The following is a 25,914-nucleotide window of genomic DNA, read 5'->3' as shown; positions in this document are numbered from 1 at the left end:
TTTATTATGTAACTTGCTGGAGCGGAGTATGAGCGTGGTCATGGATTTGTTAAGTGCCAACTCAATACGAGACTTTTCCAGACCTCCATGTGGTTTTTAGTTTGTTTTAATTAAACATGATGTTAACGACGTCGCATCAAACCGATGAAAAACAAGCCGCCAATCGCGGCGGTGGCCACGCCGATGGGCAAGTCTTCGGGCGCGATCAGCGTCCGGGCGGCGACGTCGACCCATACCAGAAACACGCTGCCGAGCAGTACGCACACCGGCAGCAATCTACGGTGTTCCGCGCCGACCAGTCGCCGCGCAATATGCGGCACCATCAACCCGACAAAACCAATGGAGCCGCTGATCGACACCAGCACCCCGGTCATCAGCGAAGCGATCACGAACACTCGCAACCTCTCGGATCGCGCATTCAATCCCAGCGTCACGGCAGTCTGCTCGCCGGCCATCAACGCATTGAGCGGTCGAGCCATGCCCAGCAGCAGCACCAACCCAATCAACACGCTGGCGGCGGGCACCGCGAGCAATTCCCAGCGCGCCAGCCCGAGACCACCGAGCATCCAGAACATCACCGCCGAACTGGCGCGATGGTCGCCCATGAACAGCAGCAAGTTGGCCACCGCCATCATCACGAACGACACCGCCACGCCGCACAGCAGCAGGCGTTCACTTTCGAGTCGACCGTGGCGGCTGGCGATCATCAGCACCACCAGCATGCTCAACAATGCACCGATGAATGCTGCAATCGGCAAGGTCAGCAAGCCAACGATTTCACCGACATGCAACATCACGATCACCGCGCCCAGGGTTGCGCCGGAGGTGACCCCCAGCAGATGCGGATCGGCCAGCGGATTGCGGGTCGCCGCTTGCAGCACCGCGCCGACCAGCGCCAACCCGGCGCCGACAAGCGCACCGAGCAACATGCGCGGTACGCGGATCAGCCAGACGATATGTGCCTGCCCGGCGCTCCACTCCTGCACACCAACGCCGAACAACTTGTGCAGGAGAATCCGCCAGACCACGTCCACCGGCACCCGCGCCGGGCCGAATCCCAGCGATACCACGCACGACACCAGCAGCAGCGCGCCAAGGGCCATCAGCAACAAGGCGTAGCGACGATTGATCATGTGCCGTGCAAACCCTTGGCCAGGGTTTCCACCGCCAGGACGTTGTCGATCCCCGGCGTGGCCTGCACGTAGGGAATGACGATGAAGCGTTGGTGCTTGATCGCGTCCACCGATTGCAGCGCCTTGTTGCTGCGCAGGAATTCAATCTTCTGTTCGGCGGTGACTTCGCCATAGTCGACGATCACGATCACCTGCGGGTTGCGCTCAACCACGTTCTCCCAGTTGACCCGAGTCCAGCTCGCGTCGACATCGGCGAGAATGTTTTGCCCGCCGGCGGCATCGATCAGCGCTTGCGGCATGCCCAGGCGACCGGACGTCATGGCCCGGTCTTCACCGCTGTCATAGAGAAAGACCCTGGGCTTATCGGCGGGCAGACCCTTGCGAATCCTGCTGACTTGCGCCTGCATTTCACTGATCACGGCATCGGCGCGATCCTGCACGTCGAAAATCCTGCCGAGGTTGCGCAGGTCGTTGTACGTGTCTTCGAGGCTGGCCGGTGGACGCTTCATCACGAATGCGCAGGACTCGGTCAGTTCGTAGACATTGATGCCCAACGGTTGCAGGGTTTGCGGCGTGAGGTCACCGCCGACACGCATGCCGTAATCCCAACCGGCGAAGAAGAAATCGACATTGGCGTTGAGCAGGGTTTCCACCGACGGGTACTTGGCCGCCAGCTCCGGCAAGCCGTCGAGGATGCTCTGCATCTGTGGCGTCACCGCTTTCCAGCCACTGACGCCGCTGTACCCGACCATCTGTGGCTTGAGGCCAAGGGCGAGCATCATTTGGGTCATGTTGATGTCGTGGCTGACCGCGTGTTTCGGCGCCTGCTGGAAGGTCACTTGACGATTGCAGCTCTGCACCGTCAACGGGTAATGCGTGGGCTCGGCATACGCCTGGGCGCTGCCCAGCAACACCGCGAGGTAAAGACTGGAACGCAGCAGATTCATGGTTGGGTTATCCAGGTAATACGGGGGTAGCCGTGCAAGGGATGTTCATCGATCAACGCTTCGACGCCGAACACGTTACGCAACAACGCGGCGTTGAGGACTTCTTTCGGTGTGCCGCAAGCGACGATGCGGCCGTGATCGATCACGTACAGCCGATCGCAGAACGCCGCGGCCAGATTCAGGTCATGGATGCTCGCCAGGGTGCCGATCTTCAAGCGCTTGACCAACTGCAACAGCTCCAGCTGATAGCGCGGATCAAGGTGATTGGTCGGCTCGTCGAGGATCAGCAGTTGCGGTTGCTGGGCCAACGCGCGGGCCAGGATCACCCGCTGCTTTTCACCGCCGGACAGGGTGGTAAACGCATGGTCTTCGAAGCCCTTGAGGCCAACTGATTCCAGAGCGTGGAGGGCGAGGTTTCGATCCTCGACATTGTCGCCATCGAACAGGCCTTTGTGCGGCGTGCGCCCCATGGCGACGACTTCTTCGACGGTCAGCCCGAAGGCATCGGGAAACTCCTGCAGCACCACGGCGATGCGTTGCGCGCACCAGCGCGAGGATTGCTTCCAGACGTTGTGATGGCCGAGCCCGACCTCGCCGCTTTGCGGTTTGCTGAAGCGCCACGCACAACGCAACAGGCTGGTCTTGCCACTGCCGTTAGGGCCGATCAACCCGACAAACTCACCGGCGGCCACGCGCAGCGAGGCATCACGCAGCTGGAACTGGTGATGACAATGGCCGTGGCCAAGGGGAGACCAGGAAATATTTGTGAGGTTCAGCGAAGTCATGCAGTGACTCTTTAGGTGAAGCGAACGGACCCTTCGCTGGCAAGCCAGCTCCCACAGGTGTTATGTCGATCACAAAAATTGCGTAAGACATGGACCCTGTGGGAGCGGGCTTGCCCGCGATGAGGCCAGCAAGTAACCCTGAGTTGCCAGGATGACGCGCGGGCAGTTTACAGGGCCAAGGCTCCCGCGCATCTCGCCTGACTCACGATGAAGATGAGGCGCTTTCAGTTTCCCGGATGAAGCGCGACAGCACCAGGCGATCGAGCAACCAGACCGCCACCAGCGAAGCGCCCACCAGCGGAAATGCCACCGCCAATGCGAACATGATGACCATCGCGGTTTTCCACTTCGGCAGATCATGACGCAGCGGCGGCACACCGAGCTTGCCTTGCGGGCGACGCTTCCACCAGATCACCACCCCGCTGACGGCGCTGAGCAGGATCATCAGGCAGATCAGCAGCACGATGATCTGGTTGACCACACCGAACATCTTGCCTTCGTGCAGCATCACGCCGATTTCTGTGGCGCGAGCGACAGCGCCGTAATGCTCGTAGCGCACATCGGCGAGGACCTTGCCGGTGTACTGGTCGACGTGCAGCGTGGCGTCATTGCGCGGGTCGTCGGCGAACACCGCGATGGTGAAAACACCGGTGGCGGTCGTCGGCAAGGTGATGCTGTAACCCGGTTCGACCTTGCCTTGGGTGGCGATGTTCTGCACGTCTTGCAAGCTGATGCTCGGCGCCGCCGGGCCAGCCTGGGCACCACCGTGGGCCATGTGTTCGGCGTGAGCGCCGGACATCGGCATCGGGGTGTTTTCCATGGCCCAGGGCACAGTCTGGCGCGTGGCACTGTTGAGGCTGCGCGCTTCGACGTCGGATTTCGGTACGTCGTCCCACATCGCCGCCGGAAACACGTTCCACACGGCCGCATATTGTTGGCCCCAGAACCCGGTCCAGGTCATGCCGCTCAGCAGCATCACCAACAACAGGGATGCGCCCCAGAAACCGGTGACGGCGTGCAAGTCGCGCCACAGCACGCGGCCACGACTACTGAGGCGCGGCCACAAGATGCCCGCTGCCTGACCGCGCGGCCACCACAGGAACACCCCGGAAACCACCAGCACCACGCCCCACCCGGCAGCCAGTTCCACCAGTCGGTCACCGACGGTACCGATCATCAGTTCGCCGTGGATCGCCCGGGCAATGGCTTGCAGGTTCTTCTTGGCGTCCTGTTCGCCAAGAATGTCGCCATGGTACGGATCGACGAACACATTCAGCTCGGTGCCGTCTTTGATCACGACAAACTGGGCGCTGCGCTCGGCGTTGACCGGTGGCAGGTATTGCTTGATCGTCGCTTGTGGATAGGCGTCTTTCACGCGTTTGAGCAAGTCATCGGCCGGGATCGTGTGATGGCCGGCCGGGACGTTGAGCAGGCTGCTGTACATCAGCGAGTCGAGCTGCGGTTTGAACAGATAAATCGTGCCGGTCAGCGCCAGCATTACCATGAATGGTGCAACGAACAATCCGGCATAGAAATGCCAGCGCCAGGCCAGGTTGTAGAAATTCACTTTGGGCTGTTTCATCACGTGTGCTCCGCTTGGCTGGATCTTTTAGTTGTTTGTTTTGCGGTTGCTGTACAACCGATCGCGGGCAAGCCTTGCTCCTGCTGTAGGAGCGAGGCTTGCCCGCGAAGCTCTCAGAAGCTCATATCCACCTTGGTCCAGAGCGTGCGCCCCGGCTCCTTGATGGCTTGCGGGTCATTGGCCGGGTAGCCGAAACCGGCGTTGCCGGCCAGGTTCAAGTGTTCGGCGTACGCCTTGCCGAACAGGTTGTCGATGCCGCTGCTGACCTTCCAGTGGCTGTTGATCCGATAGGCGCCGTTGAGGGAGAACACGCCGAAGCCCGGCGTCTTGTCGAAGTCCTTGCCAACCACGTTGCCTTTGTTCTGGTCGATACGGTTTTGCGCGGCGACCACTCTCCACAGTGCGCCGGCGCTCCAGTTGTCTTCGCTGTAGGTCAGGCCAAAACGCGCATCCAGCGGCGGCATTTGCGGCAATGCACTGCCATCGCTGCTGTTCTTGCCCCAGGCGTAGGCCAGGGTCGCATCGGCTTTCCAGTGTTCGGTGAAGTTGTAGGCGGCGCCCAATTCGCCACCCATGATCCGCGCGTCGATGTTCTCGGCTTGTGAGGTCGTGCCCATCATTGTCGGGGTGTAGTTGAACAGGATGTAGTCGTGCACCTGACCGACATAAGCCGAAGCCCAGGCTTCGAGGTCTTCGGTCTTGTATTGCAGGCCGAAGTCGAGCTGGGTGGTCTTTTCCGGTTTGATCGAGTCGAAGGCATTCACCGAACCGGCGGGGCCGGACTTGGGCGAAAACAGCTCCCAGTAATCCGGGAACCGCTGGGTGTGCCCCAGGCCCGCATACAGCGTGGTCGGGCTGTCGGCCAAGTCATGTTCGTAGCGGATGAAACCGCTGGGCAGGGTGTCCGCGCGGGTGTCATCGGCAGTCGGGTTCGGCCGGGTCATCATTCCTGAACCGGTGGTCTGCCGGTAATCCTTGGCCGAAGCGCGGTCCAGGCGCGCACCGCTGATCAAACGGTCACGGTCGGCGGCGTACCAGGTCAATTCGCCGAACACCCCGTAGTTATGGAAGTCGGCATCCTTGGTGTAGGGCAGGTACTTGTAGGCGTCGACACCCATGGCGCTGCGCTGGCGATGTTCGTTGGTCTGCGCGTCGATGCCACTGATCAATTGCACGTCGGCCCAACGCCAGGTGCCCTTGATTCGCGCGCCGAGGGTCCGGCGGTCGACATTGGACGCCATTGGTCCGGCCATCATCCCGGTACCGGACGGCGTGCGCAGGGTGTAGTTGTCCATCACATGGTCGGCGTAGTTGTAATAGACCTGGGCTTCGAGCTTTTCCAGTACGTCGCTGAGGTTGGATTTCTCGAAGCGCAGGCCCAGGCTTTCGCGCTTGAATTGTGAACCGTCCATGCCGCGACCGGCGTACCGGGCCTCGCCGTCACCCTTGCCTGCGGTCAGCTCCAGCAGGGTATCGGCGTCCGGGGTCCAGCCCAGTGCGACATCGCCGTTCCATTTGTCATAACGCGAGGCGACGGTGTCGTTGTTGCCGTCCTTGTAATCGTCGGCCTGGGCGGTGTTGCCAATCACCCGCACGTAGCCCAGTGGCCCGCCAGCAGCGGCGTCCAGCACTTTATCGAAACGGCCATTGGAGCCGGCCAGCACACTGGCGTTAACCCGCGTGCCGAGTTCGCCGAAGCTTTCCGGTTCGCGATCGAAGAGGATGGTGCCGGCCGAAGCCCCCGGTCCCCAAAGTACGGTCTGCGGGCCTTTGATGACCGTAAGCTTGTCGTAGGTTTCCGGTGAGATGTAGGAGGTGGGGGCGTCCATCCGCCCTGGGCAAGCGCCAAGCATCATGCCGCCGTTGGTGAGAATGTTCAGGCGCGAACCGAACATGCCACGCAGCACCGGATCGCCGTTGGTACCGCCATTGCGAACCTGGGCGAATCCCGGGATGGTTTTCAGATAATCCGAACCATCGCTGGCCGGCACCGGTTGCCGCGGGTCTTTCGGATTGGTGACGATGGTCAGCGGCGAACTCGGGGCAATGGCGGTGATGACCGTCGGGCTCAGTTCTTCAGTATGACCTGGGTGTTCATCGGCCAACACCGAAGGTGTCAGCAAGGCTCCGCACAGAATCGCGGTGGCGTGCCTGAAACGAATCATGGATTCGTTCGGGGTAAAAGACACTTGGGCAGGGCTCAAGCGTGTGTCAGCAGAAAACCTGGACATTGCAATTTCCATCGAGCAGTCGTAAACGACACGGCGGACAACCAGAGCTGTCTTCTCAACCGTGTGAAATCAGAGGTGGCTGTTTACGCGACGATGGGCGGGGCGCGGGTGCGGGCACCGGGGAAAAAGGTTTGCCGGGCATGGCCCAGGCGTGGGGAGGGGATGGTGAACGTGTTGACGGGCGGGATGTTGAATGCGACGAAGGATCCGCCGCCGGTCAATGCCGGGCAATTGAACAGCAGGCTGCAATAGCCGCATTTTTCCCAGATCGCATGGTGCCCCGATGCTGGCGGGCAGTGTTCAGCCGGTGGTTGCGTGCCGTGGTCGGCGTGCTCCATCGCCGACATGTCCATGCTCATGTCCATCGACATGTTCATCGACATCGGGGCGCGCTGATCCATCGGCATCGACTGAGAAATCAGTGGACCGATAAAGATCATCAGCATGGCGAACAGGCTGATCCAGCTGCCGCTCCTCAGGCGTGAAGGCTGATGGCGGTGGGCGGATGACCTGGCGCTTGACGTGCGCATGGACGGATTCGGCTCAGCGGGTTACTGAGCGTGCGCGTGCTGGTGCGTGACCTCGGGTGGCTGCTTCTGCACCGCCACTTCAACCGTCACGTCACCGGCCTTCTCGAAATGCAGGGTCAACGGGAAACGCTTGCCATCGACCAGCAGGCCACGGTCTTTCAAGTTCACCAGCATCACGTGGTAGGCCATCGGTGCAAACGTGACGTTGGCGCCAGCAGGGATATCCACGTTGGGTACCTGTTGCATTTTCATCAGGTCGTTTTGCATCACATGTTCATGCAGTTGCGCTTCGCCAGAAAGGGGCGAGTCGACGCTGAGCAAGCGGTCGGCGGTATTGCCCGCGTTGTGAATGACGAAATACGCGGCAACGGTTGGCGCATTGGGCGGCAGTTCCTGCGACCAGGGATGAGCGATTTCCAGGGCGCCAACTTTGTATTCGTGGGCATTGGCAAAACAGGCAGGCAGCAGCAACGCGGCCAGAACGATGAATTTGTTCAACATGGCAGTTCTCCAGAACGATTCGAAACGCAGGTCAATTGCGAGAAGAAATCACACCAGAGGGGAGGCACGGGGATTGAGGCTTGGCCATTGCTGGCGCGGTGTCGGCGTGTTGAGCGACGACGCTGGCAGGCTTCGATTGGACTCGAACTGCGCGAAATACAGTCGCGGTTCATGGCCGGGCAACGCCACCAAGGGAGCAGAGCCCGAGCAGCACCAGCAGTGCTGCATGTTGGAATGATCGTCGTTTTGCGGGGCTTTTTGTTCGATTTTGCCCAGGGAGATCGCCACCATTTTGGTGCCGCTCGATGTGCAAAAGCTGCCCCACAACAATTGTTCGGCGGGTGACTTCGCCGACTGCGCCATCGCTCCGGACATCGGCATGGCGAGCATGTTGAACAGCACTGCGAAGCAGGCTATCCAGGCAATTGCGAGCCGTTGTCGGGACATGGGACAAAATCCGGTGGGTGAGCGATCAGGCGCGGGCTATTTAGCCTGATCAGGGCCGATAAGTAAAAAAGCGGCGTGCGGTGTGGTGTCGCAGCGTCGACCGTTCTTAGTGTTCATGATAGTCGTGAATTCAAAATGCCAGTGCCACTTAAGCTTTGTTCAGATTTTCTAGACCTCAGTGGACACCCACTCAAAAACCAGACAACGCAATCCTGTGGGAGCGTACCTGCTCGCGACGATGACCTATGGTAATCAGAGTCCCTATGTAAATTGCTGCATTCTCAATACTTGTAACACTTCCGTCACCGAACCAAACTCCCGCTCAACCCCCGGCAACACCGGCCGTTTCAACACCAGCACCGGCACCCCACGCTCACGCGCCACGTCCAGCTTCGGCTCGGTCGCCGTGCTGCCGCTGTTCTTGCTGATCAGCACGTCGATCTGCCGACGCTCGAACAACTCGCGCTCATCGTCGATCAGGAACGGGCCGCGTGCACCGATCACTTCGCAGAGCTCGTTGCCGGGATAAACGTCGAGGGCGCGCAGGGTCCAGAATTGCTCCGGGGGAATTTCGTCCAGGTGCTGCAACGGTTCGCGGCCGAGGGTGAACAGCGGGCGGCGAAACGGTTTCAGGGCTTCGATCAAGTCGGCCCAATCGCTGACTTCCCGCCAGTCATCACCGGCCTGTGCTTGCCACGCCGGACGCCGCAGTGCCCAGCAGGGAACACCGTTTGAACGTGCAGCAGTTGCCGCGTTCCGACTGATTTGTGCGGCGTAGGGGTGAGTGGCGTCCAGCAACAGATCGATGCCTTCATCGCGAATGAATTGCGCCAACCCTTCGGCACCGCCGTAACCGCCGACCCGAACCTGACATTGCAGATCCGTCGGCACGCGACCGATGCCGGCCAGACTATAGATGTGCTGCGGCCCCAGGGTTCGGGCAATGGCCAGGGCCTCGGTCACGCCACCGAGCAACAGCATTCGTTTCATTGAAAAGCCCCCGCATGCCCGACGATCCCGCCCTGGCGGTCGATGGCGAACACTTCGACCTGAACCTGCGCAGGGACCACGCTACGGGCAAACGCCAGGGCGTGACGGCATACCGCATCACCGAGGGCGATACCGGCGGCGCTGGCCATGGCCAAGGCCTGCTGACTGGTGTTGGCATCACGGATGCCTTGCTGCAACGCTGCATCGGCACCCACTGCAGCGGCCCATTCGGCCAGCTGCGGCAAGTCGATGCTCGAATGACGACTGTGCAAGTCCATGTGCCCTGCGGCCAGTTTGCTGATCTTGCCGAAGCCGCCACAAAGGCTGAGTTTATCCACAGGCACCTTGCGCAAATGCTTGAGCACCGCGCCGACGAAATCGCCCATTTCGATCAGGGCGATTTCCGGCAGGCCATAGACCCGGCGCATGGTGTCTTCGCTGGCGTTGCCGGTGCAGGCGGCGATGTGCAGGTAACCGTTGGTTTTGGCGACATCGATGCCTTGGTGAATCGAGGCGATGTAAGCCGCGCAGGAAAACGGCCGGACAATGCCGCTGGTGCCGAGAATCGACAGGCCACCGAGAATACCCAGGCGCGGGTTCATGGTTTTCAATGCCAGTGCTTCACCGTTTTCGACATTCACCGTGACCTCGAAGCCGCCGCTGTACCCGTGTTCTGCGGCGAGTTGGGTCAGGTGATCGCTGATCATTTTGCGCGGCACCGGATTGATCGCCGGTTCACCGACGCCCAGTACCAGCCCGGGCCGGGTGACGGTGCCGACACCGTGTCCGGCAAGGAAGCAAATACCTGGCTCAGCGCGCAGTCGCACTTGGGAATAGAGCAAGGCACCGTGGGTGACGTCGGGATCATCACCAGCATCCTTGATCGTGCCGGCTTCGGCGCTATCGTTCGTCAGCCGACAGAACTCCAGGCGCATCTGCACTTGTTTGCCCTTGGGCAAGATGATGTGTACCGCGTCCGCCGCCGCGCCGGTGAGCAACAGGCGAGCCGCCGCGAGACTGGTCGCTGTGGCGCAACTGCCAGTGGTCAGGCCACTGCGCAGGGGGGCAGGTTGTTCGGCGGTTTCGTCACGCATCGAGAGGTTTCGTCGTGTCCAGAAGAGTAATCGGCAAGGCCTGACGCCAGGTATCGAAGTCACCCAGCGGTTGCGCCTGCGCGATGTGGATGCGCGTCAGTTCCCCGCCGTGCTGTTCACGCCATGCCATCAGGGTCATTTCACTTTGCAATGTGACCGCATTGGCAATCAGCCGGCCACCGGGTTTGAGGGCGGCCCAACAGGCGTCCAGCACGCCTTCGCGGGTGACGCCGCCACCGATGAAAATCGCGTCCGGACGTTCCAGGTCTTGAAGTGCTTGCGGTGCATGGCCGCGAATCAGCTGCAGGCCAGGCACACCGAGGGCATCGCGGTTATGTTCGATCAATTGCTGCCGCCCTGCATCGGCCTCGATGGCCAGTGCCCGACAACTCGGGTGGGCACGCATCCATTCGATGCCGATCGAGCCGCTGCCAGCGCCGACATCCCATAGCAGTTCGCCGGGCGTCGGGGCCAGGCGTGCGAGGGTGATCGCCCGGACATCGCGCTTGGTGATCTGGCCGTCGTGCTTGAAGGCCGAGTCTGGCAGGCCGGCCAGCCGTGACAGACGGGGTGTGGAGGGGGCGGCAAGGCAGTCGATCGCGATCAGGTTCAAGTCGGCGATGACCGGGTCGGCCCAGTCGCTGGCGATGCCGTCGATACGTCGTTCGGCTTCGCCACCCAAATGTTCCAGCACGGTCAGACGGCTCGGGCCAAAGCCTCGTTCACGCAGCAGCGCGGCGACTGCGGCGGGGGTGCGCCCATCGTTGCTCAGCACCAGCAAGCGCACGCCGTTGAACAGCTGTGCGCCGAGTGCGGCGATCGGGCGGGCAACCACTGACAGCGTGACCACTTCCTGCAACGGCCAGCCCATCCTGGCGGCGGCCAGCGAACAGGAAGAGGGCGCCGGTAGCGTCAGCATTTCCTCGCAGGGCACGTGTCGTGCAAGACTGGCGCCCACGCCGAAGAACATCGGATCGCCACTGGCCAGGACGCATACCGGTTCGCCACGCCGGGTCAATACCGGTTCAAGTGTGAATGGACTTGGCCACAGTTGCCGTTGCCCACGGACGCAGGCTGGCAGCAAATCCAGTTGCCGTTGCCCACCGATGATCCGCGCAGCGTTCAGCAGGGCGTGTCGGGCATTTTTGCCAAGCCCCTTGAAGCCATCCTCTGCGATGCCTACCACTGTCAGCCACGGGGTCATGCTGTTCCTCACCTATCAATCGACGCCAAACATCAGGGTGCCGGTCCGTGTCCGGCTGGCGGTCGCACATGATAACGCGGTATGGAAGTCATTCGCCTGTGGTTGTCGGGTGAAATCGTGGTTGGCGTTGACAGCCTTCCAAGTGGCAGAAGAAGTGATTCAATTATCGTTTTTGCAGGTTGAATCTCTTCATTGCGATCTCGTGTATTTTCTTATCGATTAACGGCCTTTTATGTTCGAGTCGGTACCTGTCAAGTTTAAGGCTGGCCCGGCGCTGTATGATTTTTGCATCTTGATTTTCCCAGTTCCAGAATAAGAAACTGCTTCTCTTGGTGCGGACTACCAGCTCAAGATTGAATACTGCTATTTCCAGAAAGCCTTTCGAATCGTACCGCGCAGGAATAACTTGAAAGCGTTCCCCCATGAGACTTTCTTCATCCAGTGAAACCAGCGCCGGTTTGTCGGGTTTCAGCGCGTCGAGGGTGTCAATCATGGCGTTCCCTTGTCGGGGGTCCTGCATGCCCTGAGCGCTCTGGACCAGAAAATCCGCAACGCTATGCGAAATGACACGGCTGATGCGGGTGAAAATGGCGTCTTCAAAGACAGACCATCCGAGGAACTCCAATGTTTTTACATACTCATGCAGCCATGTCGACGAATCGACGAAGCGGCTGCAGAGCATGTCGGCGGACTTTGTGGCTATTTGCGTGCAATCGGTCAAGTCGGTGTAATCTTGAAGTGAGAGAGTCTCCATGCAGGAAGCAAGACTGTGGCCAGTCAACATTCCGATTATTTTGTTTTCATTCATGTGCTTCTCCTGAGTCATAAGTCTTAGGTGTGATTAGTTGTCTTCGCATTTAAACGAAAGTACAGATTGCGCGAGCACGATGAAATAAAAGAAAGAAAAGGAATTGATACTGGCTGTTAGTGTTTTCGCCAAACTCATGTCTGAGCTGCCCAAGTAAGACTTGGCGTCGATCGAGACAATCCGATGCCGGCATCGAGCGCGTTTCGTCGTCTGTCGTTGCGGACTTTTCATCCCGCCAGACAAAGCAGGCATAATGCTGCCCTTTATCCTGTACCGGTCAGCCTGTGAATTCTCGTCAGACACCCATCCCTTTACGCCCTACGGCCTGTCCCGGGTTGTTGCGTATCGTCCAGGCGTTGGACGGCGGTATATGTCGAATCAAACTCAGTGGTGGCGCCATCCGCTCAGAGCAGGCTGTTGCTGTCGCTGATGCAGCCGAGCTCTATGCCGGAGGCATAATCGAGGCAACTAACCGCGCCAACTTGCAGATTCGCGGAATCGACGGCCAACAAACAGCCTTGATCGACCGCCTGCTGGCTGCCGGGTTGGGACCCGGCAGCGCGGCGGCCGACGATGTTCGCAATCTGATGCTGAGTCCCACAGCCGGCATCGATCGGCAAATGCTGTTCGATACTCGCCCGCTGGCCGACCGGATTCTGACCACGGTGCAGCAGAACGAACGTTTTCATGACCTCAGCGCCAAGTTCGCCGTGCAACTCGATGGTGGTGAGGCCTTGGCGATGCTTGAGCATCCCCATGATGTGTGGCTGTCGGCCTTCGAGCGAGACGGTGAGTGTCGGCTGGCATTCGGCTTGGCGGGTTGCCCAACGGACACACCCGCAGGCTCTGTCACGCTCAACGATGGTCACGACCTGGTCGTCGCGGTGCTGGATTTGTTCCTTGAACTGGCACGCCCCGAGCAATCGCGAATGCGTCATTTGTTGGCCGAGCACTCGGCTGATGATTTTCTGTCCCGACTGGCCGAGCGGGTACGTTTTCAAGCCATTTGCGATGGACTCCGCACCACGCGCCCAGGCGCTCTGCACATTGGCATTTGCCCGCAGGCTGAATCCGGTCGGGTCTACATTGGCGCCCAGCCTCCTCTTGGACGGCTTGACCCCGCGATGCTCCGTGGTACCGCCGAACTGGCGCAAGAGTTTGGCGACGCGAGTCTGCGTTTCACCCCTTGGCAGAGCCTGCTGTTGCCCAATGTTCGCGATGAACATGCCGCAGACGTCGTTCTACGCCTGGAGCAACTGGGCCTGCTGTGTAGCCCCGATCTGGCGTTATCACGATTGATCGCCTGCACCGGATCGGTGGGATGCGGCAAAGGCCTGGCAGACACCAAGGGCGATGCCTTGCAACTGGCCGGGCTGCTGCAGCGATACGGGCACGTACTGCACGTGCATCTGAGCGGTTGCCCGCGCTCCTGTGCCGCCGCGCATATCGCACCGGTCACGCTGCTGGCCGTTTCAATCGGCCTTTACGATCTCTATTTTCGCGATGCCGCGCAGCCCGGTTTCGGCGCGCTGCACGCACGCAACCTTACTATTGAAGCGGTCGCGACGTTGCTCGACGCCCGCGCACGGAGCCCCCTTGATGCTTGATTACATCCGCGACGGTCAGGAGATCTATCGCAACTCCTTCGCGATCATCCGCGCCGAAGCCAACCTGGCGCGAATCCCGGCCGATCTGGAAAAACTCGCGGTTCGGGTGATACACGCCTGTGGCATGGTCGAGGCCATCGACGGTTTGCAGTTTTCCGCAGGCGCGGGCCAGGCCGGGCGCGATGCGCTGGCGGCTGGCGCACCGATCCTGTGTGATGCGCGGATGGTCTCCGAGGGTGTGACCCGTGCACGATTGCCGGCGAACAACCAGGTGATCTGCACCTTGCGCGATGAAAGCGTTCCGGACCTGGCGCGAGAGCTGGGCAACACCCGTTCCGCCGCTGCGCTGGAACTGTGGCGGCCGCATCTGGAGGGCAGTGTCGTGGTCATCGGCAACGCGCCTACCGCGCTGTTTTACCTGCTGGAAATGCTCGACGCCGGTGCACCGAAACCGGCATTGATCCTCGGCTTCCCGGTAGGCTTCGTCGGCGCCGCCGAATCCAAGGCGGCGTTGGCGGCGGACAGCCGTGGCGTGCCTTTCGTCATCATGCAGGGTCGCCTGGGCGGTAGCGCCATGGCCGCCGCCGCCGTCAATGCCCTCGCCACGGAGATCGAATGATGCACAAACCAGGACGTTTGATCGGCCTTGGCGTGGGTCCCGGCGATCCGGAACTGATTACCGTCAAGGCGCTGCGCCTGCTGCGCGAATCGCCGGTGGTGGCGTACTTCGTCGCCAAGGGTAAAAAGGGTAATGCGTTCGGCATCATCGAGGCGCATCTGCAAGAGGCACAAAATCTGTTGCCACTGGTTTACCCGGTAACCACTGAGGCGTTGCCGGCGCCGCTGTCCTATGAGCAAGTGATCAGCGACTTTTACGACGCCGCCGCCGCCGAAGTGGCGACGCATCTCGATGCCGGTCGCGACGTGGCAGTCATTTGCGAAGGCGACCCGTTCTTCTACGGTTCCTACATGTACCTGCACGACCGGCTCGCCGAGCGTTATCAGGCCGAAGTCGTGCCGGGTGTGTGTTCGATGCTCGGCGGTGCCTCGGTACTCGGCGCGCCGCTGGTGTATCGCAATCAGAGCCTGTCGGTATTGTCCGGCGTGCTGCCCCATGACGAACTCAAGCGTCGCCTGGCCGACGCCGACGCAGCGGTGATCATGAAACTGGGGCGCAACTTTCCCAAGGTGCGCCAGGTGCTGGAAGAACTGGGTCTGGCCGAACGTGCGTTGTACGTCGAGCGCGCGACCATGGCCAATCAGAAAATCGTGCCGCTGGATCAGGTGGAGCCCATGTCTTCGCCTTATTTCTCGCTGATCATCGTTCCCGGCGAAAGGTGGCAAGGCTGATGACCCGATCCGTTCCGGCGATTGTCATTCTCGGCAATGGCAGCCTCTCCACCGCGCGCAGGCTACAGCAGGTTTACCCCGGCGCCCTGATCCATGGGCTGGCCGAACGTGTCGATGGCGCGGACCGTGTCTATCACGAGTTCGGTGCGACCCTGCGAGAACTGTATCAACAGGACACGCCGATCATCGCCTTGTGCGCGGCCGGCATCGTCATCCGCACGCTGGCGCCGTTGCTGCTTGAAAAAGGCGCCGAGCCTCCGGTGCTGGCAGTGGCCGAAGACGGTAGCGCGGTGGTGCCGTTGCTCGGTGGCCTGGGCGGCGTCAACGTGATGGCGCGAGAGATTGCGAGCCATCTCGACGTTGCTCCGGCGATCACCACCAGTGGAGAGTTGCGCTTCGGTACTTGCTTGCTCAACCCGCCCAGCGGCTACACCCTGGGCGATCTGGAACTGGGCAAGCGTTTCGTTTCCGATCTGCTCGCCGGCGAGACAGTGCGCATCGAAGGTTCGGCACCGTGGCTGGCGCAAGCGCAACTGCCTGAGGATGCACAGGCGCGGCTGGCGGTGCATGTCAGTCACGCCGAGCGCTTGCCGGCGGCCAACGAATTATTGATCTATCCGCATAGCGTATTGGTAGCGGTCAGCGCCGACGTTACCGATGTGCCGAACGTGGTGCGTCAGGCGCTGCAGCGAGCCGGCATTGCTGTGCAATCGCTGGCGTGTCTCCTGGCGCCCGACAGCGCAATGGCCAGCCCTGCGTTGCGTGAGGCCGCACTCGAACTGGGGGTGCCGTTACGTTTTGCCCGTGCTGAGGGCGGTGCCTGCGAATTGGCGCGTCAGGCTATCGGGCCGGTCGTGTCCATTACGGGTGATGATGCCGTTGCCGTTGCGCTGGCCGAGCAGCCATTGGACCCGATGCAGATCGGCCGCGCGCGCGGGCGTCTGGCGGTGGTTGGTCTGGGGCCGGGCGCCGCCGAACTGATGGTGCCTGCGGTGAAGGCTGAACTGGCCCGCGCCAATGATGTGCTGGGCTACGAAACCTATGTGCGCATGGCCGGACCATTCCGGGCGGATCAAGTGCTGCACTGCACGGATAACCGCGAAGAGATGCAGCGTGCTCGCCACGCTTTCGAACTGGCGGCCCAGGGGCGCTCGGTGGTGGTGGTGTCGTCCGGCGATCCGGGCGTTTTCGCCATGGCCGCCGCCGTGCTCGAAGCGCTCCACGAGTCCACGGATACTCATTGGCACAATGTCGAGCTCGAAATCTTGCCGGGGGTATCCGCTTCGCTGGCAACCGCCGCCCAGGCTGGCGCGCCTTTGGGGCATGACTTTTGTGTGTTGTCGCTGTCGGACAACCTCAAGCCTTGGTCGATCATCGAAAAACGTCTGGACCTGGCTGCGCAAGCCGATCTTGCGCTGGCTTTCTATAACCCGATTTCTCGTTCACGTCCTTGGCAACTTGGCCGGGCGCTGGAGATTATCCGCCAGCACCGTGAGCCTGGAACTCCCGTCGTACTGGGGCGGGATATTGGCCGTCCGGGTCAGACGTTGCGGGTGATCACGCTGGGTCAATTGGAAGTAGACCAGGTGGACATGCGGACGATGGTACTCATCGGCTCTTCGACAACGCGTGTGTTCCCTCGCCTGGATGGTAATACATGGGTGTACACGCCACGCAGTTATGGCGACAAGCTTACCCCTATTTGATAATTACCATTGTTGCTACTCCATAAGTCCAGGTCGTTATTTAATAGTAACGACCTGGGCGGTGGTGCCTGTCTGTTCCCGGTTTCGGGGTGTTGAGGTTATATACACATGTTGTATTTGGTTGTGGTTGGTAGTTATGAATGAATTGCGTTAGTTTTCAGTGCGCTTCCAGATGAAGCGATTATTGATAAATAAAGGAGTGTATTCATGGACGATTTTGAAAGCTCTGTAAGTGTTTCTGACAGTGCTGATTTTGTAAGGGCGTGCATTAATAAGCGCAAAAGTGTATTGACCGTTCAACCGCGCACGATGTCGTTGAGCTCTTCGGTCGTTTCGAGCCCTACCAAAGAGTTGGACGCACTGGTGCTGGGCAACAGCCTGATCGGTTATGGTGACCAAATCTCAATCGAAAACATGGCGATCATTGAAAACCTGATTACCATGTCGAAAATGGAAGCGAATATCGAGGTGCCCGGAAATAAAGACCCCAAGGCTTGGTACCATGCGTTTACGTCCTGCATGGAAGACCTGGGCTGTTTCGTTCCGGATAAAGGTTACTCAAAGTACAGTGCCACATCGTTAAATATCACGATGGATAATGTCATGGTCGATATTATCCAGGCCGCTGTCGATGCCGCAAAGACTGCCATTCCTGGCGCTACGGCGCTCAGTGCATTGACCAACTCTACGTTGGCTGCATTGAAGAAAGAGCCGGAAGCAATCAATCTGTTTAATACACAAGCGAAGAATACTGAAGGCGTACGTTTGTCCACTATTCCCTGTGAACAAATGGCTAACGGAATTATCCTGATCGCAGTGGGGGCAGTCGATCACCAGGGAGGCGGTAATGATGGCGGTCTCCTGTTCGTGGACTGGAAGACTTCTTCTCTGAATATTTTCCATGGCAAGTCATTCATAACGTTCAATCCTGCCCGTTATGCGTACATCAAGTCGGATATCGAAGAATACCTCGGTATTCACCGCAAGGAAATTTTGGCCAAGCGTTTCAGCCGACGCAAGTAAAGGGACAAGGCCAGAGGCTTTTGGTCTCTGGCCACCCTCGAATAAGGAAAGCGTATGGCGTACTCAATAGTCATAAACTCTTGCAGCCTTTTGTTGTTGTCGACGCTGTTGCCGCCTGAAGTCAGGCAGGACACGCTCGACACTGTGTTGTTCGCTCAACTTGCAGCAGAGGAGGACTTTCCGCACGCCAGGGACAACGCTCAATGGTCCGGCGTGTTCATGGATACTCTGGCCGCTTGTGGATGGAAGTTCCATGATCAGGGCGCAACCTCGGGGATGTTCCCTTCTTCCGGTGTTCGAAGTTTCACTTTATCTGAAGCTGTTCACGCAGCGTTCCAATCAGGTCTGTCGGCTCAACAGGTCACTCTGCCGGCAACCGCTTTGCGCAGGGTCGCGCAGTTGCCTGAACAGTCGCCGGGGGCCCGTGTCTTTCGTGAACGCTCGATAATGGGGTGTGGCAGTCAGTCAGGCGGCATGGACGCAAGCTTCAACGGCATGCATCGTTTGAGAGTACTGGTCGGCATTGCTGAGTCTGATGGCTTCCTGACGTTGGCCACTGTGTTCTTTGAAACGGATCAGCCGATCGAAAGCCAGTATATCCGGCAGGATTTTGCATTGAGTAGCGTGATGGGAGGGGTGAAGACCGCGTTTTTTCACGCCCGGTTTTCAGTGGACGAGTACAAAGCGTTCAGGGACGACACCGTGCAGTGGTTAGGGCCGCAACGATTGGCACTGTGCATCAATGTCGGCGAGCATGACGTGCCGTTGACTGGTGTCGGATTTGCACCACCGGCCAACGGATGACATTGATAGACATGGCGGGTCAAGGAACCAGGTAACCCTTCACCCCGGTGAAAATAATCTGCGCCGCCAGCGCGCACACAAACAAACCCATCAATCGGCTGACAATCTGCAAACCCTGGTCACCGAGAATGCGTTCGATGTGATTGGACAGATACAACACCACACCGACGGTAAAACTGGCCAGCGCGATACTGACGATGGCCATGAGCTTGTCGTCCCAATGCGGCTGGCTCACGCCCATTACCAGCAATGCACCAATGGTGCCGGGGCCGACCGTCAGAGGAATGGTCAGCGGGACGATGGTTACGTCCTGCTGCACATTGTCGGTCTGGACCGCCGACTTGCCTTGGGCCATGCCCAGCGCGGAAATGAACAGCACACTGCCGGCGCCGATGCGAAACGCATCCACCGTAATGCCGAAGACACTGAAAATCACCCGGCCAAACAAGTACAGCAACACGCTGGAAACCAGCGTTGCGACTGCCACTTTCCAGGCCAGTCGACGCTGCTCCTTGCGTGAGTAGCCGCGGGTCAGGCTGATGAAGCAGGACAGCACGAAAAACGGGCTGTAGAGCACCAGCATCTTCAGGTAAACACTGAACAACACGTGAAGCATGGTGCGGGCTCACTGGCGAGAGAAGTCGAGGGGGAGTCTATCAGGCGTTGCAATAACTGTCGGCTCAGGGCGTTGGGGTTACGCTGCGGTTTTGCAGGTCACGCTGGGCAACCCAGTGTTCGATCAGTTCGCGCAACTGCGAAAGCTCCACCGGTTTGGCCATGTGGCCGTCCATGCCGGCCTGGCGCGCGCGCTCCTTGTGTTCGGCGAGGATATGCGCCGTCAATGCCACCACCGGCGTGCGAATCCGCTGGTTGCCGACTTCCCAGGCACGCAGTTGCTGGGTGGCCGAGAAACCATCGAGGATCGGCATTTCACAGTCCATCAGTACCAGGTCATAGCGCTGGGCCTTCATCGCCTGTAGCGCTTCTTCGCCATTGCTGGCGGTATCCGGTTGCAGATTGAGCTTGCCCAGCATGCCGCGGATGACCTTGGTTGAAATGCTGTTGTCCTCGGCAACGAGAATGCGGAAATCGCTGGGCACCTTGATCGGCAGGGTAGGGCTGGAGGGCGCATGCGGCATGACGGCGAGCCCTTTGTTGCGCTGGGTCAGCTCGTCGGCCAGGGTGGTCTTGAGGGTGTAGCCGGCCACCGGCTTGGCGAGGATGCGTTTGACCCCGGAGTTGCGTGCAATGATCTTGCTGGGCGCATTGCTGATCCCGGTGAGCATGATCAGCAGGATGTCGTGATTCAGACTCGGGTCTTCCTTGATCTTGGCGGCCAGTTGCATGCCGGTCATGCCAGGCATGTTCTGGTCCAGCAGGACCACGTCGAAGTAGTCACGCAAGTGCGCCTTGGTGCGCAACAGCGCCAGCGCTTCCTTGCCGGATGGTACGGCGCTGACGTTGAGGCCCCATGCGCTGCATTGCTGTACCAGCACTTTGCGGCAGGTGTCGTTGTCGTCCACCACCAGCACCCGCGCACCTTGCAATGGGCCGTCCAGATCGGATGTCGGGTGTTCGAGCCGGTCCGGGTCCAGTGGCAATGTCAGCCACAGCGTACTGCCCTGTTGGGTGCCACTCTTGATGCCGAACTCGCCTTGCATCAAGCGGATCAGCTGACGGGCGATCACCAGCCCCAGATTTCCGCCCAGGCGATTGGCCGAAAGGAAGTGCTTGCTGTGCAGCTCGGCGTGCATCAACGCATCGCGTTCTTCGGCATCCATCGGTTCGCCGCTGTCCTGCACGGCGATGCGCAGGCGCGGTTTGGCGCTGCGTTCATCGAGGGCAACGACAATCAGGATTTCGCCTTCGTCGGTTTTCTTCAGGGCATTTTCAAGCAGGCTCAACAGGGTCTGGCGCAGACGTGTCGGATCGCCGCTGATGACCCGCGGCACTTGTGGCTGGATGAAGCTGATCAGCTCGACGTTCTGCTGTTCGGCCTTGGCGCGGAAGATGCTCAGGCAATCTTCGATCAAGGCGTTGAGATCGAACTGCACATCATCGAGTTCGATCTGCCCGGACTCGAGTTTGGAGATGTCGAGAATTTCGTTGATCAGCGTCAGCAATTCGTTGCCGGCGCTATGAATGGTTTGCACGTAATCGCGCTGCTTGACCGACAGCGGCGTGCCAAGCAGCAGTTCGGTCATGCCCAGCACGCCGTTCATCGGCGTGCGGATTTCATGGCTGATCTTTGCCAGGAACTCGGCCTTGGCATTGATTTCGGCATTGCTGGCGGCCAGGTCGCGACTGATGCTGAAGCGGTCTTCGGTGATGCTGCGTTGGCGCTCGCTCAAGGCAATGCTCATCAGCAGGCCGCTGATGCAGATGAAAGCCAGCAGGATGGTGATCAGGCCGTGGGGCTCGACCAGTGTCAGCCCCAGCAATGCCGGCAGGATAATCAGCGTTCCGAGGTTGAAAGCCACCATGGCCGCAACGAACAGCCGCGCCGGGCGATAGCCTTTCTGCCAGTGAAAGGCGCTGACGAACAGCATGGTCAGGCCCGCCAGGGCGACCAGGCCATAGGTAATGATGTTCAGCGGCAATGTATTGACGAACAACAGCAGCAGGCCGCAGGTCGTGATGACCAGGATCTCGCCCAGCAGCAACCGGTTGAGCGGGTGGGGGCCAAGGGGGGCAAAAAAGCGATAGGCGAGCATCAGGCCGCAGGGGGCTGTCAGCAACAACGCGAGGTATGCCCCCGGTGTTTGCACGGCTTGCCAGCTTGGTATCCATGGCCCCGCGAGGTTCAGCAAGAGCACCAGGCTGAGCATCAGCAAGCCCTCGCAGGCGGCCAGCCAGAGACTGCTGCGCGAACGGGTGTAGGCGTAGCGGATGAGGTTGTGCAGGATCAGCATGCCGACACAGCCCAACAGCAGTCCGTAGACCAGCGTCTGGTTCTGATTGGCCGCGGTCATGACCGCCGATTGCAGGGTGATGTAGGGCCGCAGCTGGTTATCGGAGACCAGTCTGAGGTACACATCAAGGGGTTTGTCGCTCTGCGGCAACGGCAGCATGAAGTCGCTGCTGGGCAGTGGCCGGTCGGTCTGGGGTTGTTTGTTGCCGGTACTCGATTGGTCGATCAGGTTGTCGCCATCGAGCACATACAGGTTGAGACGCGACAAGTCGGGCGCGAACACCCGCAGTAGCTGTTCATGCTTGCCGGGGGCGAGGCGGAAGCGGATCCAGAGTGCGCCGTCGGGCTCGGCTGCGGTGAGGCGGTCGAGTTCGATGGGACTGAATTGATTGTTGTAGCGGGTGGAGCGGATGTCGCTCAGTTGCAGATCGCCCTGTTCGTCGAGCAATACCGCCCAGCCACTGCCTTGCGCGGCCTGGGCCGGGAGCATGCAGAGCAGAGTCAGCAGAGTGACGGTGAAACCTATGGCAATCCTGAGCCAGCGCACGGCGAAATCCCTTCGTAGGTTGATGCCAGAATATAACTATGCGCGGCGCCGGAATAGTCAGGCAAGGGCTTGAAGCCCCTGCCCGGCTCAAAGGATAGCTTATTCCTGATTTTCGCCACGCTCGCGGGCAATGGCACGGTAGCCAATGTCCTTGCGATAGAAACAGCCTTCCCAATCAATTTTCGCCGCCAGCTTGTAAGCCTGCTGCTGAGCCGCATCGACACTGGCACCCATGGCCGTAGCGCAAAGCACGCGACCGCCGGCCGTTACCACTTGATTGTCTTTGAGCGCAGTGCCGGCGTGGAAGACTTTGCCTTCCAGCGCGGCGGCTGCATCCAGGCCATTGATGGCCACGCCTTTGGCGTAGTCACCAGGATAACCGCCCGCCGCCAGCACGATACCTACGCTTGGACGTGGATCCCATTGCGCCTCGACCTTGTCCAGCGCCTGCGCCAGAGCAGCTTCAACCAGCAGCACCAGGCTCGACTGCAAGCGCAGCATGACAGGTTGGGTCTCAGGGTCGCCGAAACGGCAGTTAAATTCGATAACTTTTGGGTTACCAGCCTTGTCGATCATCAAGCCGGCGTACAGGAAGCCAGTGTAGACGTTACCTTCCTCGGCCATGCCGCGAACCGTCGGCCAGATCACCAGATCCATGACGCGCTTGTGCACTTCGGCGGTGACCACCGGGGCAGGGGAGTAGGCACCCATGCCGCCGGTGTTCGGCCCGGTGTCGCCGTCGCCGACGCGTTTGTGGTCCTGGCTGGTGGCCATTGGCAGGACGTTCTTGCCGTCGACCATGACGATGAAGCTGGCTTCTTCGCCATCCAGGAACTCTTCGATCACGACGCGCGAGCCGGCGTCACCGAAGGCATTGCCGGCGAGCATGTCACGCACGGCGTCTTCGGCTTCGTCCAAGGTCATGGCGACGATCACGCCTTTACCGGCGGCAAGGCCATCGGCCTTGATCACGATTGGCGCACCTTTTTCGCGCAAGTAAGCCAGGGCAGGCTCGATCTCGGTGAAGTTCTGGTAGTCGGCGGTCGGGATCTTGTGGCGAGCCAGGAAGTCCTTGGTGAACGCTTTCGAACCTTCCAGCTGTGCGGCGCCAGCGGTCGGACCGAAGCAGTCCAGGCCGCGGGAGCGGAACAGGTCCACGACGCCCGCAACCAGTGGCACTTCCGGACCAACGATGGTCAGGGAAACGTTTTTCTCGGCGAAGTCCGCCAGTTGCTCAAGGGCCAGCACGTCGATGGCGACGTTCTCGCACTTGGCTTCAATGGCCGTACCGGCGTTGCCCGGGGCCACGAAAACCTTTTGCACGCGCGGATCCTGAGCCACTTTCCAGGCCAGGGCGTGTTCACGGCCACCGCTGCCAATGATCAAAACATTCATTTCAAAAACCTCGGATGACGCTAATTCTGTGGGGGCTGATCGTTCCCACGCTCTGCGTGGGAATGCCTCAACGGACGCTCCGCGTCCGAGGGACGCGGAGCGTCCCGGGCTGCGTGCCCACGCAGAGCGTGGGTACGATCAAGCAAACAAATCAGTGACGGAAGTGGCGCATGCCGGTGAACACCATCGCGATGCCGGCTTCGTCGGCAGCAGCAATCACTTCAGCATCACGCATCGAGCCGCCTGGCTGGATCACAGCCGTCACGCCCGCCTTGGCCGCATTGTCCAGACCATCGCGGAACGGGAAGAATGCGTCGGACGCCATCACCGAACCGGCTACCTGCAAGCCTGCATGCTCAGCCTTGATCGCAGCGATGCGAGCCGAGTTCACGCGGCTCATCTGACCGGCGCCGACACCGATGGTCTGACGGTTCTTGGCGTAGACGATGGCGTTGGATTTAACGTACTTGGCGACCTTCCAGGCGAAGATCAGGTCGTGGATTTCCTGTTCGGTCGGAGCGCGTTTGGTCACGACTTTCAGGTCATCGGCGCTGATCATGCCGATGTCACGGCTCTGCACCAGCAGACCACCATTGACGCGTTTGTAATCCCACGCTGCTGCACGATCGGCCGACCACTCGCCGCAGGCCAGCAGGCGCACGTTGGCTTTGGCTGCAACGATGGCGCGGGCTTCTTCGCTGACGCTTGGGGCGATGATCACTTCAACGAACTGGCGCTCGACGATCGCCTTGGCGGTCTCTGCATCCAGTTCGCGGTTGAAGGCGATGATGCCGCCAAACGCGGATTCGGTATCGGTGGCATAAGCCAGGTCGTAGGCTTTGCGGATGCCGCCTTCGGCATCAGGGCTGACAGCCACGCCGCACGGGTTGGCGTGCTTGACGATCACGCAGGCTGGCTTGACGAAGCTCTTGACGCATTCCAATGCAGCGTCGGTGTCGGCCACGTTGTTGTACGACAGCTCTTTGCCCTGCAGTTGGGTCGCGGTAGCGATGCCGACTTCGGCAGGCTTGGCTTCCACGTAGAACGCCGCGCTCTGGTGCGGGTTCTCGCCGTAGCGCATTTCCTGGGCCTTGATGAACTGGCTGTTGAACGTGCGCGGGAATTCGCTGCGACCTTCTGTGCTGAGCGTCTCGGCAGCCTGGTTCACGGTACCCATGTAGTTGGCGATCATGCCGTCATAGGCAGCGGTGTGTTCGAAGGCCTTGAGCATCAGGTCGAAACGCTGAGCGTAAGTCAGGCCACCGGCCTTGAGGTTTTCGAGGACGCTGGCGTAATCGCTGGCATTGACCACGATGGCCACGTCTTTGTGGTTCTTGGCAGCCGAACGGACCATGGTCGGGCCGCCGATGTCGATGTTCTCGATGGCGGTCGGCAGGTCACAGCCTGGCTTGTTGATGGTGGCTTCGAACGGGTACAGGTTGACCGCCACCAGATCGATCGGCTTGATGCCGTGTTCGTTCATGATGGCATCGTCGATACCGCGACGACCGAGGATCCCGCCGTGGATTTTCGGATGCAGGGTCTTCACCCGACCGTCCATCATTTCGGCAAAACCGGTGTAATCAGCGACTTCCACAGCGGCAACGCCGTTGTCCTGCAGCAGCTTGAACGTCCCGCCGGTGGAGAGGATCTCGACGCCCAGGGCTTCAAGCTCTTTGGCGAATTCAAGGATCCCGGTCTTGTCGGAAACGCTGATCAAGGCGCGGCGGATCGGCAGGCGGGTAGTCTGGTCGGTCATTTCAATTTCCATCAAAAGCAAAGGAGTCAGCAAAAAAGGCGACCGGTTTTACGCGGGCGCCTTTCTGGTTTGATTGAATGCTTACAGCAAATCGTACTGCTTGAGTTTCTTGCGCAGCGTGCCCCGGTTGAGTCCGAGCATTTCGCTGGCCTTGGTCTGGTTGCCCTTGACGTAGTTCATCACGCACTCGAGCAGGGGAGCCTCGACTTCGGAGAGCACCAGGTTGTACACATCCGTGACGGCAGCGCCCTCAAGGTGGGCGAAATAATTGTGCAGCGCCTTCTCGACACTCCCGCGAAGGGTCTGGCCTTCTTCGCTCGGCGTGTTGAGGTGCTGTTTCAAATTCACGTTGTCGCTCACGGGTGTTGTTCCACTCACTAAAGTCTCGGTCATCATCGTCATGCGGCCACCCCCTCTCCGTCCCCTGTCAGGCTCTTGTAACGTTCGGCGAAGAACCCCTGAACGTTGGCGCATTGTGCTTCCGTATCTTCCAAACGATTGAAGTGGGCGCGAAACTCCCTGGCGCCCGGCAAGGTTGCGAGATACCAGCCCACATGCTT

23 protein-coding genes and 1 pseudogene are annotated in these 25,914 nt (G+C 60.0%); 6 read left to right on the top strand and 18 right to left on the bottom strand.

Annotated elements, in window-relative coordinates; genetic code table 11:
* Positions 1-122 precede the first annotated feature (122 nt).
* The 12 genes from D8U18_RS14705 to D8U18_RS14650 form a co-directional block, all read right to left on the bottom strand.
* Entirely contained in the window at positions 123-1,133 is a 1,011-nt protein-coding gene (locus D8U18_RS14705) for an iron ABC transporter permease (RefSeq protein ID WP_130903999.1), read from the bottom strand.
* Positions 1,130-2,080 (bottom strand): ABC transporter substrate-binding protein, encoded by a 951-nt coding sequence (locus tag D8U18_RS14700; RefSeq protein WP_131107871.1) that lies wholly within the window; start codon positions 2,078-2,080, stop codon positions 1,130-1,132. Before D8U18_RS14700 ends, D8U18_RS14705 begins: the two co-directional genes overlap by 4 nt.
* Complete coding sequence (locus tag D8U18_RS14695) at positions 2,077-2,865, bottom strand: ABC transporter ATP-binding protein (protein ID WP_131107870.1); 789 nt, start codon at positions 2,863-2,865, stop codon at positions 2,077-2,079. The genes D8U18_RS14700 and D8U18_RS14695 overlap by 4 nt, the downstream gene beginning before the upstream one ends.
* A 202-nt stretch (positions 2,866-3,067) precedes the next feature.
* Positions 3,068-4,447 carry a PepSY domain-containing protein gene (locus D8U18_RS14690; RefSeq protein ID WP_131107869.1) on the bottom strand — a complete coding sequence of 460 codons (1,380 nt, stop codon included), beginning with the start codon at positions 4,445-4,447 and terminating at the stop codon, positions 3,068-3,070.
* A 113-nt stretch (positions 4,448-4,560) separates the two neighbouring features.
* Complete coding sequence (locus D8U18_RS14685; RefSeq protein WP_131107868.1) at positions 4,561-6,678, bottom strand: TonB-dependent copper receptor; 2,118 nt, start codon at positions 6,676-6,678, stop codon at positions 4,561-4,563.
* Between the two features lie 83 nt (positions 6,679-6,761).
* Positions 6,762-7,208, bottom strand: a complete 447-nt coding sequence (locus tag D8U18_RS14680) for a DUF2946 domain-containing protein (RefSeq protein ID WP_056852443.1) — start codon at positions 7,206-7,208, stop codon at positions 6,762-6,764.
* Between the two features lie 21 nt (positions 7,209-7,229).
* Positions 7,230-7,709, bottom strand: coding sequence for a copper chaperone PCu(A)C (locus D8U18_RS14675; RefSeq protein WP_056852444.1), 480 nt, complete (start codon positions 7,707-7,709; stop codon positions 7,230-7,232).
* Positions 7,710-7,757: 48 nt separating this feature from the next.
* Complete coding sequence (locus D8U18_RS14670; RefSeq protein WP_056852445.1) at positions 7,758-8,156, bottom strand: DUF2946 domain-containing protein; 399 nt, start codon at positions 8,154-8,156, stop codon at positions 7,758-7,760.
* 261 nt (positions 8,157-8,417) lie between these two features.
* On the bottom strand, positions 8,418-9,146 hold the full coding sequence (locus tag D8U18_RS14665) for a cobalt-precorrin-6A reductase (protein WP_131107867.1): 729 nt from the start codon (positions 9,144-9,146) through the stop codon (positions 8,418-8,420).
* Complete coding sequence (locus D8U18_RS14660) at positions 9,143-10,240, bottom strand: cobalt-precorrin-5B (C(1))-methyltransferase (protein WP_056852447.1); 1,098 nt, start codon at positions 10,238-10,240, stop codon at positions 9,143-9,145. Before D8U18_RS14660 ends, D8U18_RS14665 begins: the two co-directional genes overlap by 4 nt.
* Positions 10,233-11,444, bottom strand: a complete 1,212-nt coding sequence (gene cbiE / locus D8U18_RS14655; protein WP_131107866.1) for a precorrin-6y C5,15-methyltransferase (decarboxylating) subunit CbiE — start codon at positions 11,442-11,444, stop codon at positions 10,233-10,235. The genes D8U18_RS14660 and cbiE overlap by 8 nt, the downstream gene beginning before the upstream one ends.
* A gap of 163 nt (positions 11,445-11,607) precedes the next feature.
* On the bottom strand, positions 11,608-12,252 hold the full coding sequence (locus D8U18_RS14650) for a hypothetical protein (protein WP_131107865.1): 645 nt from the start codon (positions 12,250-12,252) through the stop codon (positions 11,608-11,610).
* A 284-nt stretch (positions 12,253-12,536) separates the two neighbouring features.
* On the opposite strand from D8U18_RS14650, the gene cobG reads away from it, so the two are divergent.
* From cobG to D8U18_RS14620, 6 genes are all read left to right on the top strand, one after another.
* Complete coding sequence (gene cobG, locus D8U18_RS14645) at positions 12,537-13,859, top strand: precorrin-3B synthase (RefSeq protein WP_130931431.1); 1,323 nt, start codon at positions 12,537-12,539, stop codon at positions 13,857-13,859.
* Entirely contained in the window at positions 13,852-14,478 is a 627-nt protein-coding gene (locus D8U18_RS14640) for a precorrin-8X methylmutase (RefSeq protein WP_056852451.1), read from the top strand. The genes cobG and D8U18_RS14640 overlap by 8 nt, the downstream gene beginning before the upstream one ends.
* The gene (locus tag D8U18_RS14635) at positions 14,478-15,209 is read left to right on the top strand and encodes a precorrin-2 C(20)-methyltransferase (protein ID WP_056852452.1); all 732 of its coding nucleotides are present in this window, start codon (positions 14,478-14,480) and stop codon (positions 15,207-15,209) included. The genes D8U18_RS14640 and D8U18_RS14635 overlap by 1 nt, the downstream gene beginning before the upstream one ends.
* Positions 15,209-16,915: a precorrin-3B C(17)-methyltransferase gene (cobJ, locus tag D8U18_RS14630; RefSeq protein WP_131107864.1), complete on the top strand. Its 1,707-nt coding sequence runs from the start codon at positions 15,209-15,211 to the stop codon at positions 16,913-16,915. The genes D8U18_RS14635 and cobJ overlap by 1 nt, the downstream gene beginning before the upstream one ends.
* A 207-nt stretch (positions 16,916-17,122) precedes the next feature.
* Complete coding sequence (locus D8U18_RS14625; protein WP_056852454.1) at positions 17,123-17,938, top strand: hypothetical protein; 816 nt, start codon at positions 17,123-17,125, stop codon at positions 17,936-17,938.
* A gap of 54 nt (positions 17,939-17,992) precedes the next feature.
* Entirely contained in the window at positions 17,993-18,742 is a 750-nt protein-coding gene (locus D8U18_RS14620) for a hypothetical protein (RefSeq protein ID WP_131107863.1), read from the top strand.
* Between the two features lie 19 nt (positions 18,743-18,761).
* Here the strand turns inward: D8U18_RS14620 and D8U18_RS14615 are convergent, their stop codons facing one another.
* From D8U18_RS14615 to D8U18_RS14590, 6 genes and pseudogenes are all read right to left on the bottom strand, one after another.
* Positions 18,762-19,358, bottom strand: coding sequence for a MarC family protein (locus tag D8U18_RS14615; RefSeq protein ID WP_056852456.1), 597 nt, complete (start codon positions 19,356-19,358; stop codon positions 18,762-18,764).
* Positions 19,359-19,422: 64 nt separating this feature from the next.
* Positions 19,423-22,200 carry a hybrid sensor histidine kinase/response regulator gene (locus D8U18_RS14610; RefSeq protein ID WP_131107862.1) on the bottom strand — a complete coding sequence of 926 codons (2,778 nt, stop codon included), beginning with the start codon at positions 22,198-22,200 and terminating at the stop codon, positions 19,423-19,425.
* A 99-nt stretch (positions 22,201-22,299) separates the two neighbouring features.
* Entirely contained in the window at positions 22,300-23,595 is a 1,296-nt protein-coding gene (gene purD, locus D8U18_RS14605) for a phosphoribosylamine--glycine ligase (RefSeq protein ID WP_131107861.1), read from the bottom strand.
* 151 nt (positions 23,596-23,746) lie between these two features.
* Positions 23,747-25,354, bottom strand: coding sequence for a bifunctional phosphoribosylaminoimidazolecarboxamide formyltransferase/IMP cyclohydrolase (gene purH / locus D8U18_RS14600; RefSeq protein WP_056852459.1), 1,608 nt, complete (start codon positions 25,352-25,354; stop codon positions 23,747-23,749).
* 81 nt (positions 25,355-25,435) lie between these two features.
* Complete coding sequence (gene fis, locus D8U18_RS14595) at positions 25,436-25,756, bottom strand: DNA-binding transcriptional regulator Fis (protein ID WP_015093301.1); 321 nt, start codon at positions 25,754-25,756, stop codon at positions 25,436-25,438.
* Positions 25,753-25,914 (bottom strand): annotated as a pseudogene (locus D8U18_RS14590) (tRNA dihydrouridine synthase DusB); the annotation flags it as partial. The gene fis and the pseudogene D8U18_RS14590, both read right to left, overlap by 4 nt.

The sequence above is a fragment of the Pseudomonas sp. Sample_10 genome (assembly GCF_004321495.1).
Taxonomy (GTDB): Bacteria; Pseudomonadota; Gammaproteobacteria; order Pseudomonadales; family Pseudomonadaceae; genus Aquipseudomonas.
This window is presented reverse-complemented; position numbering and strand designations above follow the sequence as displayed.